The following is a 24,928-nucleotide window of genomic DNA, read 5'->3' as shown; positions in this document are numbered from 1 at the left end:
CCCCAAAAGCGACAAAAAAAGGACAAAAAGGCACGCAGCCCTTTTGTCCTCCACACTCCGGTTCTACTTCACCAAAAAAGGAATCGTCGGCGTATCCGCCCACTTCGTCAAACTGAGCGACGCGACGGCGTTGAGGTCGAGATCGTGAAAACGTCCCGCCTCATACATCGGAAACGCGGCGGCGGCGATCATCGCGGCGTTGTCGGTGCACAGGTCGAGCGACGGGAAGTGCACGCCGAACCCCTCTAGCTCCGCCCGCTTCTGAAGTGCGGCGCGCAGTCCGCGGTTCGCCGCCACACCGCCCGCCACGACGACGTTGCGAACGCCGGTCTTGCGGACGGCACGGACCGTTTTTTCCACGAGAACTTCCACGACGGCCGCTTGAAACGATGCCGCGATGTCCGCTTGCTTCCATTCCTCTCCGCGCTGTTCGGCGTTGTGCATCGTGTTCAGCACCGCCGACTTCAAGCCGGAGAAGGAAAAATCCATCGACTCGTCGTCGATCCACGCTCTCGGGAACGGATACGCTTCCGGGTTGCCCTCTTGCGCGAGACGGTCGACCACAGGACCGCCGGGGTACGGGAGTCCCATCGCCCGGGCGACTTTGTCATACGCTTCTCCCGCCGCATCGTCGCGGGTGCGCCCGAGAAATTCAAACTCTCCGTGTGCCGGCATGTGCACGATCTCCGTGTGCCCGCCGGAGACGACCAGCGCCAGCAGCGGCGGCTCCATGCCGCCGGAGAGGAAGTTCGCGTAGATATGCCCCGCGATGTGCTGTACGCCGATCATCGGAATGCCTTTCGCAAAGCAGAGGCCCTTCGCCCACGCGACGCCGACCAGCAGGGCTCCGACGAGACCGGGGCCGTAGGTGACGCCGACTGCGGAGAGGTCGTCGAGCGTCACGCCCGCTTGCGTCAGCGCTTCTTCGACGACGCCGTTGACGTTCTCCACATGGCGGCGCGACGCCACTTCCGGGACGACTCCGCCAAAGCGCTTGTGAATTTCAATCTGCGACGAGACGACGTTGGAGAGAATCTCCCGCCCGTCGCGAATGACCGACGCGGACGTCTCGTCGCAGGAAGTCTCGATGCCGAGGATGACGACCGGCTTTCCGGACGCGCGGTCGGCGTTGTATTTGTCACGCACTCGTTGTTGGTATCCCATATCGCTTGTTACTCCATTTCCACATCCGACGCGGGATCAAGCGCGAGGCGCGGCAGTTCGGCCCACATGATCATGGCGTCTTCGTTGTTGTCGGTGTAGTAGCCCTTGCGGATGCCGTGGGAGAGGAAGCCCATCTTCTCATAGAGATTCTGGGCCACGAGGTTTGATACGCGCACTTCCAGCGTCATCCGATCCGCTCCGTGCGAGATCGCAACCGCCATCAACTGCCGCATCAACAACTCGCCGATGCCGTGCCCCCGATAGTCGGGATGGACGGCGACGTTGGTGACGTGCGCTTCGTCGATGATCACCCACGTCCCGCCGTAGCCGACCACGAGATCGTCCACGACCGCCACCACATACTTCGCAAAGTGGTTCTGCGTCAATTCCAACCGGAACGCTTCTTCCGACCACGGCAGCGTAAACGATTTGTGCTCGATTTCCAAGATGCTCGGGATGTCTTCAAGCGTCATCCGGCGGAATTCCAACGTGCCGGTCATGACGGCTCGCCCTCCTTCGCCGCCTGTTGCGCGGCGAGCCACTTCGCTTCCGCTTCCACCAGTTGCAGGTATTCCGGAGCAAACGTCGCCGGGTCGTGGACTTCGCCCGCTTCCAACAGCGGAATGCCGACATCGAGCAGATGAGCGGCGCGCACGAAATTCTGGGCGGGCGACGTGGCGAAGCGCGCTTTGTCGCCGAGCTTCTCTTGCAGCTCGTCGCGGTGGTTTTCCGCGCCGTCGCCGAGCAGCAACACTTGCGCGGGCTTGGTTTTATCCAAACGGCGCACGACCATCCGCGAGTTGATCGCCCGGATGATGTCGTCGAGCACCAAGAGCTTGTCCTCTTGAATCTTCACAAAAAACCCGTTCTGGTTCTCATACAGCGCCGTGTACGACTGTCTGCGGCGCGCGTCGAGCATCGGCACGACCAGCGCGTCGGAAACCGCGCCGTGGCGGGCGAGGCCGTCGAGCGTCGAGACGCCGACGAGCGGCAGGTTCAGCGCAAACGCCATCGCTTTGGCGGCCGTGACCGCGATGCGCACGCCGGTGTACGAGCCGGGGCCGCGCCCGATCACGAAGCCTTGGAGCTGTGTCGGATCGAGATCGAGGTCGGCGAGCAAATTCTCCACCATCGGCATCAGTTTCACAGAATGGTTGCGCGAAAGTTGCGTCGTCGCTTCGCCAAACAGCTTGCCGCGCTCTCCGACGGCAACGGAAAGCGAAGTCGTGGCGGTATCTAGTGCGAGGTAGGGCACAGTTGTTCCAACTCCTTTAGTCGTGCAGTGGCGTGCGGACCGGTTGCGGTGAAGCGCAACCGGCGGCCGTCGCCCTCGGCGAGCGTGATGTGCAGTTCCAGACGGTCTTCCGGAATCAACTCTTCCAAAAACCCGTACCACTCGATCACAGAAACCCCTTCGCCGTAAAAATACTCGTCATAGCCCAAGTCTTCCTGGACAGCAGCTTCTCCCAGCCGGTAGATGTCCATATGATAGAGCGGGATGCGCCCGTCGTCGTATTCCTTGATGATCGTAAACGTCGGCGAAGAGACAGGCTCTTCAATGCCGAGCCCGCGCGCCAACCCTTGGGTGAACGTCGTCTTGCCCGCTCCCAAATCGCCGGAGAGGCACAGCACGTCGCCACTTTGCACAATCTCGCCGAGTCGTGCCGCCAGCGCTTGCGTCTCCCCGCTCGATGCCGTTTCATACTTCAATGCTTGTGTCACTGCTGCATCACTCCTTAGCCGAAATGGTTGAACCCTCTCGGCTTCAACTCCTGCTTCTGCGCGTTCCGCACCAACGTCACGCCGGGCGTCCCCGCCTCGTCGACGCGCCCGATCACGGTGATCGACAGGGCGTTTTTTGCAAAAAGCGCGGTGAGCGGTGCGACGCCCTCCGGTTTCATGGTTCCGACCAGTTGATAGTCTTCCCCGCCAAAAAGCGCCCACTCCAGCGGGTCTTGCCCCCGCGACGCCGCGTAGCGCCGCACGCTCTCGTGCAAGGGAACACTCTCCCCTTCAAGCACCAAGCGCACGCCGCTCTTCTCGGCAATTTCGTTGCATTCGCTCGCCAGTCCGTCCGACACGTCGTTGAGCGACGTGCAAAACCCCGACTCCAAGAGCAACCGTCCGGCCGACACTTGCGGGCGCGGCTCTTGATGCGCTTGGAGGAGGTGCCGAAGGTCCTCCTCTGCCGCCTCGACGCGCGGTTCGGCTTGCAAGAGACAGTCCAGTCCCGCCGCCGATCCTCCGACAGTGCCTGTCACGAACAGCAAGTCGCCGGGTCGCGCACCGGAGCGCAGCAAAGCCCGTCCCGCTTCGACTTCGCCGATCAACGTCACGGAAATCACAAACGGCCCGCTGGTTTTCACGATGTCGCCGCCGACCACGTGCGTCTGATAGTCCCGGCACACGTCCGCCACGCCCGCATAGAGGTCTTGCAAACGCTCCACTTCCATCTCGACGGGAATCGCCAGCGAGATGACGGCGTGCTTCGGGATGCCGCCCATCGCGGCGATGTCGCTGATCGAGACGGCCAGCGACTTGTACCCGAGCGAGCGGTCGCTGATCGTGTCGCGGCGAAAATGCACGCCCTCGACCAGCATGTCGGTCGTCGTCACCACCTGAGAGCCTTTGGAATAGGCTGTAACAGCCGCATCATCTCCGATGCCGACGACCACGCTGTCGTCTCCTTGATCCAGAAGACCTGTGATCGCATCAATCAAGCCAAATTCCCCGATCTCACGTATCTTCACAAACACTCACCCGCCCTTTACGAACCTTTTCCTATTATACCTATCCTTGCCTCATAAAAAAACATCTGCGAACGAGCGCAAAAAAACGCTTTCCACCGCAAAATCCCGGATGTATTTTCAAAAAATTGCACATTTTGCCCATTTTATTTTGGCGAATCTTCGCGTAAAGTAGAAGTACCTATAAAAAATCTAGGAAACTTATGACGAGGTGAACTTTTTTGGGCAGTATAGGGATGTTTCTTGCAGAGTTGTTTTTCATGGGATCGGTTCTTGCAGGTGCGGGGTTGTTGACCCGGTATGCACTTGAGCAAGCTTTGGATCACAAGGAAACGGGGGTCCGGTCACAAAAGCCGCACCGCTGCTCGTAAACACCAGATCAGCCAGTAACGTCGTCGAGTCTTTGGTCGAAGCAGTCTCTCGCTTGCGGGAGGCTGCTTTTTTTCGTTTACTTTAGAAACATCTCCATCAAATCTTAATTCTCTCCTCATACTTCCTCCCGTGCTGCTTTGCTATCCTGATTTTGACAAGCCACAGTCCCTACATCAGGAGGTGCCAACGAGTTGAATGCTGTCGTGCGCGCGCGACGACGGGGCCGGGAGTTGTGGTCCGCCGGTCCTTTTCTCGCGCCGTCGCTGTTGTTGTTTGCGCTGTTTTTCTTCTATCCGCTCGGCAAGACGGTCTACTTGAGTTTCTTTTTGACCAATGCCAAGGGCGAGGCCAAGTCGTTTGTCGGCTGGCAGCAATACGCGGAGTTGTTCGCATCCCCCGACTTTCAGCACAGTTTGTGGACCACCTTGCTGTTTGTCTTGCTGACCGTCCTGCCGGGGCTTCTGCTCGCGTTGCTCTTGGCGTTGCTCGTGGAAAAACCGCTTCGGGGCATGGCGTTTTTTCGCACGCTGATCATCTCGCCGGTCACCGTTTCGGTCGCGACGGCGTCGACGATCGGACTGCTGTTGTTCAACCCGAGCATCTCCCTGCTTACATACGGTTTGAAATTCTTCGGCGTACCTGACATCGCGTGGTTGACCGATCCGTTCTGGGCGATGATCTCCGTTTCGCTCGTCACGGTCTGGATGGGGCTTGGCTTTCACACGATCCTCTTGCTCGGCGGGCTGCAAGCGATTCCGCAAGAGCTGCTGGAGAGCGCCAAGATCGACGGGGCGGGCTACCTGAAGCGCCTGCGCCATGTCGTGTTGCCGCTGCTCTCGCCAACGTTGTTCTTCGTGCTCGTCGTGTCGGTGATCGGCGCGTTTCAGTCGTTCGGACAGATCAACATCTTGACGGCGGGCGGCCCGTCGCGTTCAACGCACGTCTTGGTGTACTCGATCTACCGCGATGCGTTCTTCAATTTTCAATTCGGCTCGGCCTCCGCGCAGGCGATCGTGCTGTTTGCCATCTTGCTGCTCTTAACTCTCTTGCAATTCACCGTCGTGGAGAGGAAGGTGCACTACCAATGAGCACGCTGCAACCCGCTCTGGAAAAAACAGCCCTGTCTCCCGCCGTTCGCCGCCGCCCCCGAACCAAGCAGGTCACGACGGCGGCGCACTATCTCGTGCTGCTCATCGTCTCGCTGATCATCGCGTTTCCGATTCTGTTCGCGCTCTCCACGTCGCTGATGACTCCGGCGGAATCGCTCTCTTCCCCGCCGCATCTCGTGCCGTCGCACCTCAACTTCACATCGTATCACAACGCGCTGCAAGCAGCGCCGCTCGGGAAGTTTTTGCTGAACTCGGTGATCGTCTCCGCCGTCATCGTCGCCGGTCAGTTGCTCACGTCGTCGCTCAGCGCCTATGCGTTTGCGTTTTTGCGCTTTCCGGGACGCAATCTGCTGTTCTATCTCTTTCTGGCCACGATGATGATCCCGTGGGAAGTCACCCTGATTCCGAACTACTTGACGATCAAGCAACTGGGTTGGCTCTCCACGTACCAAGGTCTCGCCGCTCCGTTTCTCGCGACGGCGTTCGGAACGTTTCTGCTGCGGCAGTTCTATCTGCAAATTCCGCGCGACCTCTATGAGGCGGCGGTGCTGGACGGCTGCGGGCATTGGCGTTTTTTCCTGACGGTGGTGGTGCCGTTGTCCCGTCCGGCCCTGGGGACGCTGGGGGTCTATGCGTTCTTGCAGGCGTGGAACATGTATCTGTGGCCGCTCTTGATCACGAACAAAACCGGGATGCGCACCGTGCAAATCGGCATCTCCATGCTGCAAAACGAAGAGCAACTCGCGTGGAACTTGATCATGGCGGGCGTCGTGCTCGTCTTGCTCCCGACGGTGCTGCTCTTGATCATCGGCCAAAAACAATTGGTCAAAGGTCTGCTGGCGGGCTCCGTCAAAGGCTGACGACCGTTCCAAACTCATCACTCACTCTTGAGGAGGTTTCTCCCTTATGAAAAAAGCTCTGCTCTCCGGTATGCTCGCTCTCTCGCTCGGAACCGCAAGCGTGCTCGTCGGCTGCTCCAACTCCGAAGAAACGTCCGCCGACGCGGCAAGCAACGGCGTCGTGGAACTGACCTTGTGGCACGCGATGGGCGGTGGGGCCGGCAAAGGGTTGGACGCGATCGTCCAAGCGTTTAACGACTCGCATGACAAAATCAAAGTCAACGCGGTGTTCCAAGGCTCCTACGACGACGAATTCAACAAATACAAAACCGCCCAAGGCTCCGATACCGCCCCGGCGCTGATGCAGGTATACGACATCGGCACGCGCTACATGATCGACTCCGAAGCGGCGGTACCGGTGCAGAAGTTTATCGATGCAGAGAAGTACGACACCTCCGACTTCGAGAAAAACATCCTCAACTACTACACGCTCGACGGCAAGCTCTACTCCATGCCGTTCAACTCGTCGAACCCGATTCTCTACTACAACAAGGACGCGTTCAAAGAAGCGGGCCTCGACCCGAACCAACCGCCGAAAACGTGGGCGGAAGTCAACGAAGACGCCAAGAAGCTCACGAAAAAAACAGGCGGCGGCCAAACGGAGCGCTACGGCATGTCGATGGCGATCTACGGCTGGTTTTTTGAACAGTATATGGCGAATCAATTGCAACTGTACGCCAACAACGGCAACGGTCGCCAAGGCCGCGCTACGCAAGCGGTGTTCAACAATGACGCCGGCGTTGCGTTCGTGGATTGGTGGAAGCAAGGCGTGGACTCCGGCACCTTCGGCAATTTCGGGCGCAAGACCGCCGATACGCAGGCGGCGTTTGCAGCGGGCAAGACCGCGATGTTCATCGACTCGACGGCGGCGGTGCGCGGCGTGGTCGACGGTGCGCAAGGCAAGTTTGAAGTCGGCACGGCGGAACTGCCGAAAACCGACGGCGCGCCGGGCGGTGTGATCATCGGCGGAGGGTCGATGTGGATTATGAAAGACCAACCGGAAGCCAAGCAAAAAGCGGCGTGGGAGTTCATTAAATTCATGGCCGACCCGAAAACGCAAGCGGTGTGGCACACGGCGACAGGCTACTTCCCGATCCGTACCAAAGCGTACGACGTGCAAGAGCTAAAGGACTTCGACGCGAAATACCCGCAGTTCCAAACGGCCGTCAACCAACTGCACAACACCAAGCCCTCAGAAGCGACGTCCGGCGCGGTGATCGGCGTGTTCCCGGAAGCGCGCGCGACGGTGGAGACCACCATCGAAGACGTGCTGCTCGGCAAGAAAACCACCAAGGACTCCCTCGACGGCGCTGCCCAAAAAGTCACGGACGCGCTCGGCAAATACAACCAACTCTACGCCAAATAAAACGAAAGCTCCCGACAGCACAGCGATTGTCGGGAGCTTTCGTTTTGAGTTGCTGCAAGCAGGCTTACTTCTTGCCTTCGATGTAGGTGAACTTCAAGTCCATGTCCGGGCCGGAATAACGCGGCGTCCAGTTCTTGACGTACGGCTTCATCGCGAAGGACGAAGCGCTGAAGTAAACCGGGCCGATCGCCATGTCGCCGATCAACATCTTCTCGGCGTCGTACAGCTCTTGCATACGTTTCTTCGCGTCCGGTTCGTTTTGAGCCGCTTTGATCAGCTCGTCGTACTTCGGGTTTTTATACTGCACGTCGTTGAACGCACCGCCGGACACCCACATGTCGAGGAAGGTCATCGGGTCGTTGTAGTCGGCGCCCCAGTTCGCCAGCGCGATGTCGTAGTCGTGCGAGCGGGTTTTTTGCAGGCGCAGTTTGAACGGAACGAGTTCGATGTCGACATCGATGCCGAGGTTCGTGCGCCATTGCTCCTTGATGAACTCCGAGCCTTTCTTGGAGGAGGAGGAGTCGGAGCAGAGCAGTTTGAGCTTCGGCAGTTCGGTGAGGCCCAGTTCTTTCAGGCCGTCTGCCAGCAGTTGCTTCGCTTTCGGCAGGTTTTCCGCGCGCTTGATGAGGTCGCCGTTGTGTTCGCGGAAGTCGCCGTTGCCGTCGGAGATGCCGGTCGGAACCAAACCGGTCGCGCCGGTGGAACCGTCATGATAGACGACGTCGGAGAACTTTTCGCCGTCCATCGCATAGGTGAGCGCTTGGCGGATCTTGACGTTCGCCAGCGCTTTGTTGCTTTCGTTGTAATCGAGGTAGCCTGTAGCGAGGTCGGAGCGGCGGGAGAACTCGCCTTTCTTATCCTTGAAGCGGTCGACTTGGTCTTCGAGGATCCCGATGCGGTCGACTTGGCCGGATTCGTAGAGGTTTTCACGCGCCCCTGCGTCTTTGACAACTTGGAAGTTGACTTTGGTCAGCTTGACGTTGTCTTTGTCCCAGTAGGTGTCGTTCTTCACGATTTCTACCGACTGTTCGTGCGTCCAAGCGGACAGTTTGAACGGACCGTTGGAGAGGACTTTGTCCACGTCGCCGCCGTACTTGTCGCCCGCTTTCTCGACGAATTCCTTCTTCTCCGGGAAGAACGTCGGGAACGCCAGCTGTTCGAGGAAGAACGGCTTCGGAGCGGTCAGGGTGACTTCGAGGGTTTTGTCGTCCTTCGCTTTGACAGCGACCGCATCGGCCGAGCCTTTGCCGGAATTGTACTCGTCGCCGCCTTGAATCCACGCGAGGATGAACGCGTAGTCCGACTTGGTGTTCGGGTCCAAACCGCGCTTCCATGCGTATTCGAAGTCTTGGGCGGTCACTTTGGAGCCGTCCGACCACTTCGCGTCGTCGCGCAGGGTGAAGGTGTAGGTTTTGCCGTCGTCGGAAATCTTCCATTCCTTCGCGACGGCCGGCACCGGTTTGCCTTTTTGATCGAGACGGACCAAACCTTCGTTGATCTGTCCCATTATCGTAAACGAAATCGAGTCCGTGCCGCGCACCGTGTCCAGAGACGGCACTTCGTCGCCAATCGTCAAGTTCAACTCTTGCGGTTCTGCTGCGCCCGTTTTGTCTGTAGTCGAGGAAGCATCGTCCTTGCTGCCGCAACCAACCAGTGCAGCCGACAACATCGTGACGGTCAAGCCTACGCCCATCCATTTGCGTTTGTTCATACACAAGCCCCCTTTTAGATTACTAATTTGTATCTGAAAACTTAGACAAATATACCAAAATTCTGCTTTTTATACAATCATAAAATAGCCGGCAGTCAATCTACTGCCGGCTTTTTTGGATGCTGTTACAGAATTAAAAGATTCGTTTCGCTCCCATGTACTTCGGAGCCCAGTAGGAGTTGCCAAGCGACTGCGTGTAGATGCCTTTGGAAGAAAGCGCCGAGATGAATTGGCCGTTGCCGACATAGATCCCAACGTGCGAGACTTGCCCGTCCATGTTCAGAGAATAGAACACCAAGTCGCCCGGCATCAGTTTGTCTTGCGCCACCGGAGTGCCCCACGTGTACATCGTCGCCGAAGTCGAGCGCGCGATCGACACGCCGTGGGTGGCGAACATGTAGGAGACAAAACCGGAGCAGTCAAAGCCTGCGGTCGTGGAGCCGCCCCATTTGTACGGGATGCCGATGTACGAGGCCGAGTCGGCGACGAGGTTTCGTTTGACCAAAGCGCGGGCGATGTTCTGCTGCGTGATCGGGCCGGCGATGCCGTCGACGCCGAGACCGTATGCCGACTGGAAGTCCTTCACAGATTGCGCGGTGACGGTGCCGAAGTAGCCGGTGATGCTCGGGTAGGTGTAGTAGCCCAGCGTGTTCAGATTCGTTTGCAGAGCGGAGACGGACGGACCGCTCATGCCGATGGAGAGGGAGGCGGCGGGTGTTTCGGCATGGGCTGCCTGCGGGTGCAGGGCCTGTGCCGCCGGAGCGAGTGCGAGCATGGCAAGCGATGCGAGGACCAAGTTGCGAAGACTTTTGTTCATGCGAGGGCTTCCTCCTCTGGGAATCTTGCATAATGAGTGCATACTTGGATTCTAGCACAATTGTTTGGAAGAGTTAGCTAGCAGATTCTTACAGAGAAAATTCTGAACCTTGCCGATTCCGGAGTGTGTATTTTTTTACAGAACGATGCCCCGGCTTTCGAAGACTTCCCGGCTGTAGCGGCGCATCTCGTCAAGCAAACGGTACGCATCCCGGTAGTTCTCGACGCTCAAGTGGTACTCGACGATCTCGTACATCGTGTCGTCCCACTCGCCCGCTTCGCCGAGCCGCTTGAAGACGTCCGCCGCTTTCTGCAAGCGGCGCAGACCCTCTTCAAAACGGCCCCTGCGCAGTTCGATGCGGCCAAACACGCGGTTCACCCAGCCTTGGTGAAGATGCAGCTCCGGGAGCAAGTTGCGCGCCGTCTGGCAGACTTCTTCCGCATGTTCAAGCTCGCCTCGCAACAAGTGGACTTTGGCGAGTTCGACGCACGCGATGCCTTGTTCCTCCCGCTGGCCCAGGGAGCGGAATTCCTCGACCGCCTCTTGGATCTGTTTCACGCTCTCTTCGGCTTGTCCGATGCGGGCAAACAGCACGGCGCGGGTGACTTGGATGCGCAACGTCATCAGCGTGTTGTCGAGTCCCTCGAAGATCGCCAACGCTTTCTCCGAATACTCTTGCGCCCGCTTGAGTTCGTGCATGCGTTGGTAGGTCAACCCCAAGCCCATGTAGACTTCGCCGATCTCCTGCAAGTTCTCAAGCCCTTCATAGAGGGAAGTGGCTTCGTTGTAAAACGCGATGGCGTCGTGCATCAAGCCGAGTTTGGCGTGCGCCGACCCCAAGTTGTGGTAGAGCGTGGCGCGCAGGGAGGAGTCCGCGTCCGGCAAGCGTTCCGCCGTCTCCAGCGCCCGTTGCCAATGGTAGACGGCCAGTTGGTACCGGTGGCGCTTGAATTCCAGTTGGCCGAGGCAGCGCAGGACGCTCAGCATCAGCGGATGGTCTTTGCGCAACATCGCTTGCTCCATCACCGCGTGAAACGCCGCTTCCGCCTCTTCCAACTGTTCCGTGAACAGGTAGCACTCGGCGAGGTCGTACTGGATTTCCAGCATCGGAATCTGCGGGCGCGGGGTGTCGACGAGCTCTTGCAAAAGCGGGATGGCCGACGCGTACTCGCCCGCCGAGACCATCGCGCGCGCCATCTTGTAGGTGGAGATGTACTCCAAGTTGAGGTCGACGTCGACGAGCAACCGCTCCAGCGGAACGTCAAGTTTTTCCGCAATTGCGTAAAGAATCGTGTACGACGGTCGTGCGCGGTCCGATTCGATCTGGGAGATCATGCTCGGCGTGCAGATGGTGCGGGAGAGTTCGATCTGCGTCAAACCTTTCTTCAAGCGGAGTTCGCGGATTCGTTGGCCCAGAGAGAACATGGAAGTGGACACCTGCCTCGTGTTCGGATTTGGTTTGTCTGAATTATACAGTAGAGTAAAATAGCCGTCTAGATTTTGGTTAATAATTTTTATCTTCATCAGAGATGCGGACTTAAATAAAAAAGAATTCAGCGCACACGGTACGGATTGTATCGGATCATTTACAGTTGTGCGCATAAAAAAAGGCCCCTGGTCGCGAGGCCGCGTCCCAAGGGCTGATCAAAGGAAAGTTGTGGTGTGATTCCGTCTCTTTTATCCTACTCAACTTCTAGAAGCAAGTCAATATATTTTCAGAAAATTTACGTTTATTACGAACTAGTTACGCTCATGTTACGGAGTTACAACGATGTGGAAACCGCATCCGGGGTGAGATTGCGGCGGCTGAGCGAGATGCGGCCTTTTTTCAAATCGACGCCGAGGACACGCACGTCGACGATATCGCCGACTTGGACGACATCCATCGGGTTTTTGACGAAGCGGTCCGCCAATTCCGAGATGTGCACGAGTCCGTCTTGCTTGACGCCGATGTCGACAAACGCGCCGAAGTCGACGACGTTGCGGACGGTGCCTTTGAGGATCATGCCCGCTTGCAAGTCTTCCATCTTCAGCACGTCTTTGCGCAGCAGCGGCGGTTCCAGTTCGTCGCGCGGGTCGCGGCCGGGCTTTTGCAGCGCTTCCACGATGTCCTTGAGCGTCGGCACGCCGATTTCAAGCTTCTCGGCCGCTTCTTGCAAGTTGAGGCTCTGCATGCGTTCGTGGACGACGTCGCGCTTGCCGGGGTTGGTGACGTCGGCGACGGCTAGTCCGAGCATGGCGAGCAGTTTCTCCGCGGTGTCGTACGACTCCGGGTGAATCGGCGTGTTGTCCAGCGGATACTTGGCGTCCGGAATCCGCAGGAAGCCGACCGCTTGCACGTACGTTTTCGGGCCGAGGCGCGGGACTTTACCGAGCTGCTTGCGCGAGGTGAATTTGCCGATCTCTTCGCGGTAGGCGACGACGTTCTTGGCGACGGTTGCGGAGAGGCCGGAGACGTAGGAGAGCAGCGACGGCGACGCGGTGTTCAAGTCGACGCCGACGGAGTTGACCGCCGACTCGACGACCGCGCCGAGCTGTTCTTCGAGGCGCTTTTGCGACACGTCATGCTGGTATTGGCCGACGCCGACCGATTTCGGGTCGATCTTGACCAGTTCCGCCAGCGGGTCTTGCAAGCGGCGGCCGATCGAGATCGCCGAGCGTTCGGCGACGTCGAGCGACGGGAATTCTTCGCCCGCCAATTTGGATGCGGAGTAGACGGAAGCGCCCGCTTCGTTGACGATCAGGTACGCCAGTTCGCACCCGGACAGTTCGCCGATCAGCTCGGCGATGAACGCTTCCGTCTCTCTCGATGCGGTACCGTTGCCGATGGCGATGACGGAGACATTGTGTGTTTCGATCAGCGCTTTGAGCGTTTTCTTCGCTTCGGCGGTTTTGTTGTGCGGCGGAGTCGGGTAGGTGACGGCGATGTCGAGCACTTTGCCGGTCTCGTCGAGCACCGCGACTTTGCACCCCGTCCGGTACGCCGGGTCGACCGCCAGCACGGTTTTGCCGCGCACCGGCGGTTGCAAGAGCAAGTTGCGCAGGTTTTGCGCAAAGACTTTGATCGCTTGCTCTTCCGCTTTTTCCGTCAACGCCGCGCGCACTTCGCGCTCGATGGACGGCGCGAGCAGGCGTTTGTAAGCGTCCTCCAGCGCGGCGCGCAAGTGCTCGCTCGCAGCGGTGTTTTTTTTCGGGAGGTGGAGGCGTTCGAGCAGTTGGTGCACGTCGCCCGTCGGCGCGACGATCGAGACGCGCAGCGCCTCTTCGCGCTCGCCCCGGTTCATCGCGAGGATGCGGTGCGGCGGGACTTTGGCGAGCGGTTCTTCGTAGTCGGCGTAGATCGCGTAGACGTCCGTCTCTTCGTCCGCTTTGCCTGTGGCGGCGCTTTTGACCGCGCCTTTTTTCAAGGTGAGTTCGCGGACTTTCTGGCGGGTTTCGGCGTGATCGGACACTTCTTCGGCGAAGATGTCGAGCGCGCCTTGGAGCGCTTCTTCGGCGGTGGCGACCCCGAGGTCATCGTTTATGTAGCGAGCGGCTTCGACAAGCACGTCGCCGGTTGCCGATTTCAAAAGCCAGTGCGTCAGCGGTTCGAGACCTCTCTCCCGGGCGACGGACGCTCTGGTTTTGCGCTTCGGCCGGTACGGGCGGTAGAGGTCTTCGAGTTCGGTGAGCGTTTTGGCGCTTTGAATGGCGGCGGCGAGCTCCGGCGTGAGTTTGCCCTGCTCGTCGATCAAGCGGTGCACTTCTTCTTGGCGCGACGCGAGGTTGCGCATAAATTGCAAGCGTTCTGCCACATCGCGCAGTTGGTTTTCATCCAGTTCGCCGGTCATCTCTTTGCGGTAGCGGGCGATGAACGGGATGGTATTGCCTTCGTCGAGCAACCCGACGGCCGCTTCGACTTGGTTGTGCCGCAGATGGAGTTCCTCGGCGATGCGGCGGGTGAATGTCTGTCGTTGGTCTGTCAAACCTGTTCCTCCTTCGAGCCAAGGGCGTTCGTTTCTGCTGCTTACTCGCCGTGCGTCGGGATGCGCAGCGGGTTTCGCTTGGCGCCCCGGTACATGAACTGGAACACTTCTTCCTTGGTCGGCAGCGCGGGAATCGCGCCGACTTTGGAGACGGTCAGCGCCCCGACCGCCGCTCCGTAGCGGGTCATCTCTTCGATCTCTTCGTGCATCGACAGGGAGTAATCCAGCCCCCGTCCTTGGATGCGGTCCGCCAGTTGGCGCAGGAAGCCCGCGACGAAGCCGTCGCCCGCGCCCGTCACATCGACTTGCTGCACGCGAAACGTCGGGACGCGGCGCCGGTGCTTGTCGGTGATGTAGTACACGCCCTGTCCGCCGAGCGTGACAAACACGATCTTCGGCCCCATGTCTTTGAGCATCTTGGCACCTTGCTCCACGTCGCTTGTGCCGGTGAGAAACGCCATCTCCGATTCGCTGACTTTCAAAACGTCGGTCAAGCCAATCGTGTCGAAGATCTTCTGCTTGCCCTCTTCCTCGCGCCCGCGCCAGATGCCGAGGCGGAAGTTCACGTCAAACGACGTCACCACGCCGTGTTTGCGCGCCAACTCCAACGCTTTGCGCGTGGCGGCAGCGGCTTTGGGCAGCACTTGCGTCACGGAGCCGACGTGCACGATGCGGGCGTTTTGGATCCATTCTTCGCGGATGTCTTCTTCGCTGAGCAGCATGTCGGCCGACGGGTCGCGGTAGAAGTGGAACTCATGCTCGCCGTTGTCGCCGAGCGCGATGAACGCCAGCCCCGTTTTGGCTTGCTCCGTGCGCGCGCAGCCGACCGTGTCCACGCCGTACTGTTCCAGCGTCCCGATCAGAAAGTCGGCAAACGGGTCCTTCGCAAACTTCCCGAGAAACGCGGCGTTGCCGCCGAGCTTCGCCACGCCGACCGCCACGTTGGCGGGTGCGCCGCCGGGCTTTTTTTCAAAAGCGGGGACGTCCGCAAGACCCACGCCGCGCGCGGACGGCGTGAAGTCGATCAGCATCTCTCCGATCGCTAACACGTCAAACATGGGAATCTCCTCCTGTTTTGCTTGCTACCCACCAGTATACCACGCTTGTCCGAGCGCCGCCCCCAAGAGCCCGCAGAAGGACGAGCCGAGCAGATAGAGCAACGCGAGCAGGGGGGTTTTTTGTTCAAAGAGGCCCGCCGCCTCCACGCCGAACGTGGAGAACGTCGTAAACGCGCCCAATACCCCCGTTCCCACCAACAACCACGCCGTCTCGCCTGCCTGCGCGCCGTACAGCGCGCCAAGACAGAACGAGCCGACCACATTGATCCAAAACGTCCCGAGCGGGAACTTGTGCTTCCAAAACTTCGCCGTGAGCCGCGTCGCCCCAAAGCGCAGCGGAGCCCCCAGCATCCCGCCGAGCAACACCCAAAGTACGGCCATCAGGAGGTCACCTCCCGTGCGGGCTCAGCGCCGCCGCCGCGCCGTCCGAGCGCCAGGCCCGCCCACGCGAGCAGGACACCCCCGGCGAGGCTCGCGGCCACGTACAGCGCCATCTCCGCATAGCGGTCTGCATGCAGAAGATTCACCGCTCCCACGCTAAACGTCGAGAACGTCGTAAACCCGCCGAGCACCCCGGTTCCAAGCCCGACGCGCACCCACTCCGGCATGCCGGTGCGGGCGGCCCGCGCGTTTAGAAACCCGAGCAAAAAACAGCCGAGCCAGTTGATCCCCAAGACTTGCCACGGGTCGGCCGCGATCCACGCGCTGACGCCGTAGCGGGCGAGGGACCCCAGCGCCCCGCCGACCATGACGGCGAGATAGTGTTTGGCCATCTGTGTGTCACATCCTTTTTTCCGAAAAAAACGAGCCCGCACGCCTGTTGTGCGGACTCGCTGCCTCTACTTCGCGGACCAGATCGTCCAGCGGTCTTGCTCCGCGATCTCTTGCGGCGGCAGTTTGTCTACGATATAGTCTACCAAATCCGCCAGCTCTTCGTCGTCCAACTCATGCAAAATCGAGCGTCCCGTCCGCGCCAAGAGGTCGGCGCGCAGCTCCTCCGCGGACGCATACACGCGGCGCGTCTCCCAGACCTGTTGCACCGAGATGTCTTGAAACCCCGCCTCGCGCAACGCGGCTTCCATCGTCAGGGCGTCATGCCGCCGTCCGACTTCCTTGTCGCGCAGCCTCGGGAACTTTTCAAAAAAATACCCGCGCACGTGCGTCTCGCTGCCCGCCAGCAAGCAATCCTCCGGCGTGCGGTTTTGCACCAGCAAGACCCCGCCCGGCTTGAGAATCCGCTTCGCTTCCGCAAAGCATGCGCCCAAATCGGACGGCGGCAGGTGGTGTGTCAACGCGCGCTCCAGCACGACGTCTGCTTGTCCGCTCGTCAACCCGGTCGCCAGCGCGTGGCCTTTGACGAACTGCACTTGCGGATACCCGGCGCACTTCTTGCGCGCCGCCTGCAGCATCTCGTCGGAGAAGTCAACGCCCGTCACCTGCGCCGCTCCCAAATCGGCGAGCGCTTTGGAATAGATGCCGCCGCCGCACCCGATGTCGACGACATGCTGTCCCTCCAACGAGATCAAACCGCGCAGGAGATCTCCCCACGCGGCGCTGGCGTCTCGCTCGGCGTATGTGTTGCGGTTTTTTTCGGCATGAAAGTCGATCGGCATGCTCCTCACACTCCTTATTCTTCCAGTTTATCACGAACGGGAGATTCTGAGGAGTTTGCGCTGGCGCTCCAAGCAATATTGGACGATCCGTTTGCGGTGCGCGTCGAGGATTCGGGTGAATTGCAACCCGTGCAGATACAGGTTCGGCTGTGCCAAAAACTCCACCCGGCGCACATGCGCGGTGAATTCCAACTCGATCCCGCGCGCCAACCGGATCATCCCCGCCGCTTCCTGCCCCACGGTCAACAGGGGGGCCCTGCGCTTAAACGAAAACCCGCCGCCGCTCAAGTCGCTGACGGCCACCACCGTGTTCGACCCGTCCTCTCCTTGGATCACGACATCGACTTGCACCGGCACCCGGAAGAAATTTCGGCGTTGCAGTTTGCGTATCTCCTCGGGGCGCGGACGAGACACGAACAATTGCTGCAGTCCCTCGCCCCCCTGTCCTTGCACAACGCTTTCAAACAGGTACAGCGCGCGGTCTGCAATCGAGTAGCCCACCAGCACCTTCGCGCCGGGCGAAAGGAACACGGGATCTGCTTTCGGCCCCAGCGGGCTGTCGAGGACGAGCGTGTCCGGCTGAATTTCCTGCACGCGAACACGGTAGAGAACCTCGCCTCCCTCCGCGTCCCCTTGTAGGTGATACAACGTCACGACTTGCAACGGTTTGGGCAGGGTCATGCGCGCAAGCCTCCTCCTGTATGGTTACAGCAATTCGATCTTCGTCCCGCCTCTGTCAGAGGTTCCCTTGATCCACGCCCGGATCGCATAGGAGCCCAGCGGCACGAGTTGGTGATCGAAACCCCGTTGGTCCCACTCCACTTTGAAGACGCGCGAGTCACCCGGCTGGATGACCAATGTGGAGAGCACTTGCGCAAAAAACTTCCCTGCGCTCCACTGCCATACCACCTGCCCGACCCGTTCCACCGCCACGTCAAAGCGCTGCGCGCTTGCAAACGTCACTTCCTGCGGCACCTCGCTGTCGTTGGTCCACGAAAGCTGGATGCGCACGATCTCGTCCCGGTGGTACACCGGTTTGTCGGTGCGTACGATGAGCATGTCTGCGTCCTCCCTTCTCTTTTCAGACATCCTATTTCGGCGCATGAAAAAAGAGAACTGCCCGGAAGCAGTTCTCTGGAAGAGGACTTATTACGTTGTCGGGGAATTGCTCGACCCCGGTTCCACACAGCGCCACACGCGCCAGGTGCCGACACAACCCATGACCAAAAGCACGACGGCGACCAATCCCCCCAGCGGAGCGGACAAGCGGTGGTGATGACCGACCAGCACGTCTGAAACGGTGTCGCCGCCAAGCAATGCGACCGCCACGCTGCAGGCAGTGCCCAGCAGGAAGACGGCGAGACCGGATCGGCTGCCTCCGAGAATGGAGCGCATCGCCCTACGCAGCGGGGAGGCTTTTTCCGATTTCAAGAACAAGTACACCGACCCCAGCAGCAGCACCGCCAGCAAGCCGAGGAAGAGTTTCATCTCCAAGCCGTGCGGGATGCGGATGTGAAACAGCGTCGAGAGCCATGCGACGACACCAAAGCGCACGCCGCGCCCGATCAGCGTCCCGATGAACAAGGTGGAACGGCGCATCTGAAACACGCCGGCGGAGATCGTGAACAGTTTAAACGGCAGCGGAATCAAACCGGCGACGATCACGGCCCAGACGCCGTATCGGTCGAACACCGCGCGGATTTTGCCGATGCGTTCCTCGCGCATAAATTTGCGCAAGATCGGATACCCGGCTTTCGACCCGAGAAAGTGTCCGAACCAAGCGCCTGCCAAAGAACCGGCCAAGGCGAGCAGTGCATAGAGCAAGGCGAGTCTGTGGTGGGAGCCCGCGATGGGGATCAACAACAAGTCCGGTGCGACCGGCAGAAACGACGCCTCGGCGAACGAGACGAACAACAACCCGATCCAACCGTATTCCAACAAGACGCCCAACATGGCACACCCCTCCCTCTGCGTACTTTATACTCTCTCTATTCTAGCATTGTTTCGACAGCATTCGATACGCAGTTCCGGTAGTCATCCTTGAATTTTTTCTGATACAATGAATCTAGAGCATAGTGTGCCCCACTGGGCGAAAAAGGATGAACGCGGATGAGCCTCGAGATCAAAAAAATAGACGTCTGCATCGGCAACACCGACAAAGGCACCGATTGGGTTCTCGAAGAACTCAAGAAGGAGCACCCGGAGCTCAAAGGCCAACGCTGGGGATGCCTTGGCAACTGCGGGAACTGCTACAAAAAACTGTTCGTGATGGCGAACAACCGCCACTTGATCGAAGCGGACACCAAGGAAGAGCTTTTGGAGACGTTGAAGTCGCAGATGGCAGAAAACAACTGAAGCACACCAGAAAAACGCCTGTCGGGTAGACCGACAGGCGTTTTTGGTGTGCTTATCGAGCATTAGCAACCACAACCGGTTGCCCCGGCACCGTAGCCCGGAACAAGCAGGAAGAACAGGACGAAGATGATCAAGAAGACCACCGCCCAACGGGTGTAACCGCCGAATACGCCGTCCATGAAACAGACCCCCTTTCCGTGATCCATTTCTCAAGCGTCTTCGCGCACTCGCGTCAGCTTGAGTCATGCAATCAGTAGATGCAAAAGGGGGTCGTTTCGTAAGGGACAGGCACCCAAATTGTACCCGTTTGGGCGCCTGTCTTCTCGATCTTAGTTGATCAGGTGGGCTTTGTTCAAGAGGTTGAACAAAACGATTGCAGCAGCTTCACGGGTGGTGGAATCGCCCGGATGGAACTCGAAGCCGCCGTTGACCGCTTCACCGGTCATCAGGCCCGCTTCCGTCACGTTCGAGATGCTGTCCTTCGCGTAGTCGGAGAAGGAAGATGCGTCTACGTACGGTTGGTGCGACGGAGCCGGTGCGCCGTTTTGAACGCCCAAAAGCTTCAGCGCTTTGGAGAGCATGACGGTCAGATCTTGGCGCGAGATGTCCGCGTTCGGATCGAATTGGTCGTTGCCAACGCCGTTGACGAGACCTGCTTCATAAACTGCCGCCACGTCGTTCGCAAACCAGTCGGATGCGCTCACGTCGGTGAACGGAGCCGCTTTGGTTGCGTTCAAGCCCATTGCGCGGGTCAGCATCGCTGCGAACTCCGCACGGGTTACATGATTCTCCGGAGAGAAAGTCGACGTCGAGGTGCCGTAGAGCAGGAACTTGTTGGCGAGGGACTCGATGTTCGCCTTCGCGTAGGAATTGCCGATGTCGTTAAACGCCACAGCATGAGTTGCCACCGCATAGGTGGAGAAGCCAGGGCGCTTGATGGTCACGGTGAACGTGCCGTCATCGTTTTTGGAGAAGGTGGCCGGAACCGAGCGAACTTTGCCGTTCTCGATGAACAGCACACCCGCGTTGGAGAGGTCCGTGTTGCCGTCGACAACGAAGGAACGCTTCACGAAGTCGGTGCCGTTGACGGTGATCGGAGCGGAGTTGCCGCCGGTCATGACGTTCACTTCGTACGAAACCGGAGTGCCGACGACCGTTGCGCCTGCCACTTGGTTGGAGAATGTGCCTGCTTGATCGGCTGCGTTGTTCACCGTGATGCTGATGTCGGAGCCTGCCGGAACGTTTTTCAGAACGGAAGCCGGCAGAGCAACCGAGGAGGTACCCGTAGTGAAGACGACGGAGTTGCCTGCGTTTGCAGCAGAGATCAGGCCGAGTTGTTCAGCGGTCAGCGTGAGTTGCGCTTGCTGGTCGCCCGTTGCCGGAACGACGATGACAACCGCTACAGCGCCGGTAGCGCTGTTCAAGGACGCTTTGAGGTCATCGTTCGTGACCGTTCCCTTGACGGTTTTGCCGTCGACTTTGACGGTGGTTTTCACTTCCGATTTCGATTGGCCCGGTTCTACGACATGATCGACGTTGATCGGCTTGCCGTGGTTGCCGTTGTTGTCGCCGCCGTTGTTCGTGCCGCCGCCGCCATTGTTCGTGCCGCCTCCACCGCCTCCACCGCCGTTGCCGCCGCCGTTTCCGTCCGTGGGATACGGGGTAACTGTAAACGTATCCGTGGCGATGACGGTACTTTGACCGACGACGATCTTGTACTCACCGACAATCGTGTCAAACGGAAGGGTGATGGTTTCCGAGTACATGCCGCCGATAACCGCGACGTCATCATAGAACAGCAAGGAGTTGTCCGGGCGGAACACTTCCACAATCACGTCCGTCAAATTGGTAGCCGTGCCCGCGATGGTGATCGCTTGCCCCTGCATGTGGTTCTTGACATCATTGAGGGTTACGCTTGCGGGCGTACCTGCAAACGCAGGAACGGAGGCCGTCGCCGCCAGCAAGGCTGCGCCTGTAACAAGTGCCAAAAATTTCTTTTTCAAATTGCTTCAACCTCGCTCTCGTAAAACCAATCGAACCTAGTACGTACTAGGTTCGATTGAGTTTTAATTGGTTCTCTACTTGAGGACTTGCGTTTCAGCCACAGCGTTTCCAACGTCGGTCAGATTGCCGGTAAGGGAATCCGAAGCCGAAACTTTGATCCAGTAGTCGGAACCAGCAGCGCTCGGGAATTGTGCCACAACTTCTTCATCCAGATGTACACCGTTTACAGCGGTGATCGCAATCGGGGTGTTGCCCTTCATCAGTTGGAAGACAACCACGATGTTGCCGTTGTAGTTGCTCGGAGTTTCGAGGAACGGAGAATCCTGAACCTTGACGGAAGCGCGCAGACCGAACGTGCGGTCCAGCTTGTTAGCTTTCACGTACAGCGGCTTCGGAGAAACTGCGGTCAACGTAACGGTTGCGCGAGCCGTCGACTTGACTTTCGGGTCGGTTGCGGAGGAAACGGTGACGGTCAAATCGACAGTCGCGTTGCCGGCTTTCGGCAGGGATTTGAGAACGCCGTCGTTGGAAATCAAGGTCGGGTTGCTCGAAGCGGTTACCGCATATTTGAGACCAGCGGTTTCCGGCAGGGTCAACACCGGTTGGTTGATCGCCGTGATGTTGGTCACGTTCGCTTGGAAGGATTCCGCTGCAGCGACGACGGTTTCTTGAGCAGTCGAGTTGTTGGTGATGCCGAAGGAATGCCAAACGTCGTACGAGGCAACGAGGTTGCCATTGTTGTCGAGGACCAACTCACCGTCCTTGTCGATTTGGGTGCCCCAGACCGCAATTTTGTAGGTACCCGGTGCGAGAGTTTTGAGATTGCCTTTCGCGTCGTAGTATTTGTCGGTCAACGGACCCAATTGAATGAGGCCCGGTTGGAACATCGGGTACTCCCCGTTTTGATCCTGTTTGTTCGTTTTCACCAGCATCGTGCCGATGAATTTATCGTCAAGACCGAAGACTTCGACGTCCAGGTAGTTCACGTCGTCCGCCGACAAGTTGACGGTGAGGTCCGTGCTATCCTTGATGCCGTCGCCGTTCGGGGAGATCGTTTCGTTGGTCAATTTGATGTCTTGCAGACCGAAGCCGGACGGTACGCCCTGACCGACGTTGACTACGAACGGCAAGTGCAGAGACGGTTTGCCTTCTGCTTGCAGAAGCACTTCGCCTTCGTACACGCCGTCAGCAGCGCCTGCTTTCGGTGCGACGTTCAGCGCGAACGGTGCGGTGGTGCCTGCCGGAACGAGCAAGGAACCGTCCGTCAGACCGCTCAAGGAGACATCGATGTCGTTCACGTTCGGAGTTGCCACCGGATGGAGAATATCGGAGGTGACGTTCGGGTGCATGACAATCGAAGCCGTGTAGGTCAGCTTTTCATCAGAGGTGTTCTTGACTTGCAGTTTCTCGGTCTTCACATCATCTCCGGCTTTCATCAAGCCAAACGAAGCGTTGTCGTTGTAGTTGATGATGTTTTGCTTGGTCAAGTTTTTGTCCAAGATCGTGATGTTGTCCACCGTTTCCAAAACCGCCGGCGTGTCGATCGCAAGGTCTACGTTCGTACGGCCCGCGCCTTGAGAGTAGACGTCATATTGAACACCGTTCAGGTTCGAAATCTCGGTTGCGGTGTTCGCGAGCGCAGCACGGACATCAAACGGAGTCCAGTCCGGATGCGCTTGCTTGACGAGCAGCGCCATCCCTGCTACGTGCGGGGTCGCCATCGAGGTGCCGGACATGCGTCCGTACGCTTCGTTGTACGAAACGCCCGGGTTCGCTTTGCCGTACGCCGGGAGGGAAGACATGACGTTGACACCCGGTGCCACGAGGTCCGGCTTGATGTCATAGTTGCCGCCAGCCAACGGACCGCGGGAGGAGAAGGACGCCATCGTGTCGCCGCGTTCAGAGGTTTTTACAATGTCGGTCAACGAGAGCTTGAGCGTTTTGTCCGGATTTGCGAGCAGTTGGCGAGCGATTTCACGGCCTTCCTTGCCGCTCATGTCGAATGCCGGAACGTAGTCGTAGCCGTCAGCAAGGTAGCCGTTTGCACCGACGTTTCCATCACGGGATACCAGTGCCGGGTTGCCTTCATCGAGAATAGGTACTCCGGCAGCAGTAGCGTTGCCGTTGAAGATAACGGCAGCTTTCGCGCCGGCAGCTTTCGCGTTTTTCACCTTCTGGTCGAAGGTCAGCTTGCCGCGGGAGATGAACGCGATTTTGCCGGTCATGTCTTTGCCCTTGTAGTCTTGCGTGTCGCCAACTCCCACGTATACAGCATCGATCGGATCCGAGCCCAATTCGGGAGCGAGGTCATCGTGGAACGGAACCCAGCTCATTACGTTGAGTTGGTGGGTCACGTCGGTCGTTACCGTATCCGTTGCTTTAGCGGTCATGTGAGTGGAGGTGGAAGATGCTGCCCCGACGGAAATCGCCAGTTGCGAAGAAGCCGGGGACCCGTTGGAGTAGTAGTACTGGCCCGGTACGTTGGTCGCCGCGTTGCCGTTTGCGATGACGGCGATGACGCCGGAGAGAACGGCGTTGTTGATCGCGATCGCATCCGGAGAGTTCGGGTCTTTCTCGCCGTCGGAACCGAGCGAGAGGTTGATGACGTTCATGCCGTCCTTGACAGCATGTTCAATCCCGTCGATGACTTCAGCGGAGGAACCGGAGGATTTGCCGGTCGCCGGATCATAGCCGAGAACTTTGTAGGAATAGAGTTCCGCTTCGTACGCGATCCCTTTTTGGACGATTTCGGAGGTAGAGTTTGCAGCACGGCCTGCGATGGTGCCCGATACGTGAGTGCCGTGCTCGGTGCCGTCGAGTTTCAGTTTCGCGTTCGGAATGTCTTCGTACGGATCGGTGGTGTGCGTTTTCGCGTTGTAGCCGCCCTTGTAAGCGCCTTTCAGGTCCGGATGCAAGTAGTCGATACCGGTGTCGATAACGCCGACTTTGAGGCCTTTGCCGGTGAAGCCTTTCTCCCACGCTTTGTCAGCGCCGATTTGTTTGAGCGGCACCGCATCGAACGCTTTGTCGGAGTTATCCGCTTCCGCATCCGGAATGTTGTAATACGTGCGGTTTTCAAAGACCGACTTCACGCCCGGAACGGTCGCAAGTTTCGGAATTTGGCTTGCCGGAAGGGTGACAGCCATCCCGTTAAGAACGGTATTGTATTGGCGTTGGACGCTCATGTTGATGCCGAGACTTGCCGCTTTCGAAGCCACAGACGTCTGTTGCGACGCAATCGCGCTTTCAGACGATTCAGCTGCCAAAGCGGAGTTGCCGTTCTTCAGTGCGTACTGGCCAACGGCGACCGGTTGGTTGGTCAGCGTGACGATAACGGACACCAGATCGTCCGAGTCGGTGTCAAGTTTCGGAGAAATGTAAGCGCTCGCCGTTTGCCCGGCAACACCTGTTGCCGTTACAGTCGAGGCGTTAAATTTGCTGTGATCAATGTGCGTAGCCAGACTTTCAACCGTGGAAGCGGATGCTGCACTTTGGAACGGGATCCCGCCGACGAGCAGCGCGGATGCAAGTGCGAGAGACGTAGCTTTCGCGACTTTTTTCTTCTTCAAAAAAATCTCCCCCATTTCTCAAGACACATGTCTTCAGGCTTGTACTAAAAATTTCGAAAGCAGCGAGTAGAACAAATTTCCTATCTGCTGGAATTATAACACTTTTGGAAAAGTTGAGAAACACTGAAAGTTCTTTTTTTCCCAAAAAAATATTACTTTTCTTAGTTGACAAAAAGCCC

At 58.6% G+C, this 24,928-nt stretch carries 22 protein-coding genes; 4 read left to right on the top strand and 18 right to left on the bottom strand.

What is annotated here, in order from left to right; translation table 11 throughout:
* Positions 1-63: 63 nt before the first annotated feature.
* The 5 genes from tsaD to thiL are packed head-to-tail and all read right to left on the bottom strand — an operon-like array spanning position 64 to position 3,914.
* Positions 64-1,164: a tRNA (adenosine(37)-N6)-threonylcarbamoyltransferase complex transferase subunit TsaD gene (gene tsaD, locus EL26_RS16010; protein ID WP_052036472.1), complete on the bottom strand. Its 1,101-nt coding sequence runs from the start codon at positions 1,162-1,164 to the stop codon at positions 64-66.
* An 8-nt stretch (positions 1,165-1,172) separates the two neighbouring features.
* On the bottom strand, positions 1,173-1,664 hold the full coding sequence (gene rimI, locus EL26_RS16005; RefSeq protein WP_052036471.1) for a ribosomal protein S18-alanine N-acetyltransferase: 492 nt from the start codon (positions 1,662-1,664) through the stop codon (positions 1,173-1,175).
* The gene (gene tsaB, locus EL26_RS16000) at positions 1,661-2,419 is read right to left on the bottom strand and encodes a tRNA (adenosine(37)-N6)-threonylcarbamoyltransferase complex dimerization subunit type 1 TsaB (RefSeq protein ID WP_038091080.1); all 759 of its coding nucleotides are present in this window, start codon (positions 2,417-2,419) and stop codon (positions 1,661-1,663) included. Before tsaB ends, rimI begins: the two co-directional genes overlap by 4 nt.
* Positions 2,401-2,886 (bottom strand): tRNA (adenosine(37)-N6)-threonylcarbamoyltransferase complex ATPase subunit type 1 TsaE, encoded by a 486-nt coding sequence (gene tsaE / locus EL26_RS15995; RefSeq protein WP_338010864.1) that lies wholly within the window; start codon positions 2,884-2,886, stop codon positions 2,401-2,403. The genes tsaB and tsaE overlap by 19 nt, the downstream gene beginning before the upstream one ends.
* A 14-nt stretch (positions 2,887-2,900) precedes the next feature.
* Positions 2,901-3,914 carry a thiamine-phosphate kinase gene (thiL, locus tag EL26_RS15990; protein ID WP_202962862.1) on the bottom strand — a complete coding sequence of 338 codons (1,014 nt, stop codon included), beginning with the start codon at positions 3,912-3,914 and terminating at the stop codon, positions 2,901-2,903.
* Positions 3,915-4,474: 560 nt separating this feature from the next.
* Here thiL and EL26_RS15985 point away from each other — a divergent pair.
* From EL26_RS15985 to EL26_RS15975, 3 genes are read left to right on the top strand one after another with little or no spacing between them, the layout of a single operon-like run.
* Entirely contained in the window at positions 4,475-5,371 is an 897-nt protein-coding gene (locus tag EL26_RS15985; RefSeq protein ID WP_038091076.1) for a carbohydrate ABC transporter permease, read from the top strand.
* Positions 5,368-6,252 (top strand): carbohydrate ABC transporter permease, encoded by an 885-nt coding sequence (locus tag EL26_RS15980; RefSeq protein WP_081857262.1) that lies wholly within the window; start codon positions 5,368-5,370, stop codon positions 6,250-6,252. The genes EL26_RS15985 and EL26_RS15980 overlap by 4 nt, the downstream gene beginning before the upstream one ends.
* A 46-nt stretch (positions 6,253-6,298) precedes the next feature.
* Positions 6,299-7,657, top strand: coding sequence for an ABC transporter substrate-binding protein (locus tag EL26_RS15975; RefSeq protein ID WP_038091074.1), 1,359 nt, complete (start codon positions 6,299-6,301; stop codon positions 7,655-7,657).
* Between the two features lie 64 nt (positions 7,658-7,721).
* Here the strand turns inward: EL26_RS15975 and EL26_RS15970 are convergent, their stop codons facing one another.
* The 11 genes from EL26_RS15970 to EL26_RS23965 form a co-directional block, all read right to left on the bottom strand.
* Entirely contained in the window at positions 7,722-9,368 is a 1,647-nt protein-coding gene (locus EL26_RS15970; RefSeq protein WP_038091072.1) for a peptide ABC transporter substrate-binding protein, read from the bottom strand.
* Between the two features lie 133 nt (positions 9,369-9,501).
* Entirely contained in the window at positions 9,502-10,185 is a 684-nt protein-coding gene (locus EL26_RS15965) for a C40 family peptidase (protein WP_038091070.1), read from the bottom strand.
* A 135-nt stretch (positions 10,186-10,320) separates the two neighbouring features.
* On the bottom strand, positions 10,321-11,610 hold the full coding sequence (locus EL26_RS15960; RefSeq protein WP_038091068.1) for a helix-turn-helix domain-containing protein: 1,290 nt from the start codon (positions 11,608-11,610) through the stop codon (positions 10,321-10,323).
* 338 nt (positions 11,611-11,948) lie between these two features.
* Positions 11,949-14,150 (bottom strand): Tex family protein, encoded by a 2,202-nt coding sequence (locus EL26_RS15955; RefSeq protein WP_052036469.1) that lies wholly within the window; start codon positions 14,148-14,150, stop codon positions 11,949-11,951.
* A gap of 41 nt (positions 14,151-14,191) precedes the next feature.
* Positions 14,192-15,208 carry a carbohydrate kinase family protein gene (locus EL26_RS15950; protein WP_038091064.1) on the bottom strand — a complete coding sequence of 339 codons (1,017 nt, stop codon included), beginning with the start codon at positions 15,206-15,208 and terminating at the stop codon, positions 14,192-14,194.
* A 24-nt stretch (positions 15,209-15,232) separates the two neighbouring features.
* On the bottom strand, positions 15,233-15,589 hold the full coding sequence (locus EL26_RS15945) for a fluoride efflux transporter FluC (RefSeq protein WP_038091063.1): 357 nt from the start codon (positions 15,587-15,589) through the stop codon (positions 15,233-15,235).
* A complete protein-coding gene (locus tag EL26_RS15940) occupies positions 15,589-15,981 on the bottom strand; it encodes a fluoride efflux transporter FluC (RefSeq protein WP_038091062.1) in 393 nt (130 codons plus the stop codon). Before EL26_RS15940 ends, EL26_RS15945 begins: the two co-directional genes overlap by 1 nt.
* Before the next feature lie 66 nt (positions 15,982-16,047).
* Entirely contained in the window at positions 16,048-16,821 is a 774-nt protein-coding gene (locus tag EL26_RS15935; RefSeq protein ID WP_038091061.1) for a class I SAM-dependent methyltransferase, read from the bottom strand.
* Between the two features lie 30 nt (positions 16,822-16,851).
* Positions 16,852-17,502 carry a flagellar brake protein gene (locus EL26_RS15930; protein ID WP_038091057.1) on the bottom strand — a complete coding sequence of 217 codons (651 nt, stop codon included), beginning with the start codon at positions 17,500-17,502 and terminating at the stop codon, positions 16,852-16,854.
* 24 nt (positions 17,503-17,526) lie between these two features.
* Positions 17,527-17,880 (bottom strand): BsuPI-related putative proteinase inhibitor, encoded by a 354-nt coding sequence (locus tag EL26_RS15925; protein WP_038091056.1) that lies wholly within the window; start codon positions 17,878-17,880, stop codon positions 17,527-17,529.
* Positions 17,881-17,970: 90 nt separating this feature from the next.
* Positions 17,971-18,774 carry a YqaA family protein gene (locus tag EL26_RS23965; RefSeq protein ID WP_052036468.1) on the bottom strand — a complete coding sequence of 268 codons (804 nt, stop codon included), beginning with the start codon at positions 18,772-18,774 and terminating at the stop codon, positions 17,971-17,973.
* Between the two features lie 156 nt (positions 18,775-18,930).
* Here EL26_RS23965 and EL26_RS15915 point away from each other — a divergent pair, with 156 nt between their 5' ends.
* Entirely contained in the window at positions 18,931-19,176 is a 246-nt protein-coding gene (locus tag EL26_RS15915; protein ID WP_038091050.1) for a YuzB family protein, read from the top strand.
* A gap of 329 nt (positions 19,177-19,505) precedes the next feature.
* Here the strand turns inward: EL26_RS15915 and EL26_RS15910 are convergent, their stop codons facing one another.
* Both EL26_RS15910 and EL26_RS15905 read right to left on the bottom strand, forming a co-directional pair.
* The gene (locus EL26_RS15910) at positions 19,506-21,179 is read right to left on the bottom strand and encodes an S-layer homology domain-containing protein (protein WP_038091048.1); all 1,674 of its coding nucleotides are present in this window, start codon (positions 21,177-21,179) and stop codon (positions 19,506-19,508) included.
* Positions 21,180-21,254: 75 nt separating this feature from the next.
* Entirely contained in the window at positions 21,255-24,749 is a 3,495-nt protein-coding gene (locus EL26_RS15905; RefSeq protein WP_274518891.1) for a S8 family serine peptidase, read from the bottom strand.
* Positions 24,750-24,928: the final 179 nt, after the last annotated feature.

The sequence above is a fragment of the Tumebacillus flagellatus genome (assembly GCF_000714935.1).
Taxonomy (GTDB): Bacteria; Bacillota; Bacilli; order Tumebacillales; family Tumebacillaceae; genus Tumebacillus; species Tumebacillus flagellatus.
This window is presented reverse-complemented; position numbering and strand designations above follow the sequence as displayed.

What these genes read in the sequence shown, in the direction of transcription:
- rimI (WP_052036471.1), bottom strand. Translation starts at nt 1,664, where the DNA reads ATGACCGGCACGTTGGAATTCCGCCGGATGACGCTTGAAGACATCCCG.
- EL26_RS15950 (WP_038091064.1), bottom strand. Translation starts at nt 15,208, where the DNA reads ATGTTTGACGTGTTAGCGATCGGAGAGATGCTGATCGACTTCACGCCG.
- EL26_RS15965 (WP_038091070.1), bottom strand. Translation starts at nt 10,185, where the DNA reads ATGAACAAAAGTCTTCGCAACTTGGTCCTCGCATCGCTTGCCATGCTC.
- EL26_RS15935 (WP_038091061.1), bottom strand. Translation starts at nt 16,821, where the DNA reads ATGCCGATCGACTTTCATGCCGAAAAAAACCGCAACACATACGCCGAG.
- tsaD (WP_052036472.1), bottom strand. Translation starts at nt 1,164, where the DNA reads ATGGGATACCAACAACGAGTGCGTGACAAATACAACGCCGACCGCGCG.
- EL26_RS15970 (WP_038091072.1), bottom strand. Translation starts at nt 9,368, where the DNA reads ATGAACAAACGCAAATGGATGGGCGTAGGCTTGACCGTCACGATGTTG.
- EL26_RS15940 (WP_038091062.1), bottom strand. Translation starts at nt 15,981, where the DNA reads ATGGCCAAACACTATCTCGCCGTCATGGTCGGCGGGGCGCTGGGGTCC.
- EL26_RS15925 (WP_038091056.1), bottom strand. Translation starts at nt 17,880, where the DNA reads ATGCTCATCGTACGCACCGACAAACCGGTGTACCACCGGGACGAGATC.
- EL26_RS15960 (WP_038091068.1), bottom strand. Translation starts at nt 11,610, where the DNA reads ATGTTCTCTCTGGGCCAACGAATCCGCGAACTCCGCTTGAAGAAAGGT.
- EL26_RS15980 (WP_081857262.1), top strand. Translation starts at nt 5,368, where the DNA reads ATGAGCACGCTGCAACCCGCTCTGGAAAAAACAGCCCTGTCTCCCGCC.
- EL26_RS15945 (WP_038091063.1), bottom strand. Translation starts at nt 15,589, where the DNA reads ATGGCCGTACTTTGGGTGTTGCTCGGCGGGATGCTGGGGGCTCCGCTG.
- EL26_RS15975 (WP_038091074.1), top strand. Translation starts at nt 6,299, where the DNA reads ATGAAAAAAGCTCTGCTCTCCGGTATGCTCGCTCTCTCGCTCGGAACC.
- EL26_RS23965 (WP_052036468.1), bottom strand. Translation starts at nt 18,774, where the DNA reads ATGTTGGGCGTCTTGTTGGAATACGGTTGGATCGGGTTGTTGTTCGTC.
- EL26_RS15915 (WP_038091050.1), top strand. Translation starts at nt 18,931, where the DNA reads ATGAGCCTCGAGATCAAAAAAATAGACGTCTGCATCGGCAACACCGAC.
- EL26_RS15930 (WP_038091057.1), bottom strand. Translation starts at nt 17,502, where the DNA reads ATGACCCTGCCCAAACCGTTGCAAGTCGTGACGTTGTATCACCTACAA.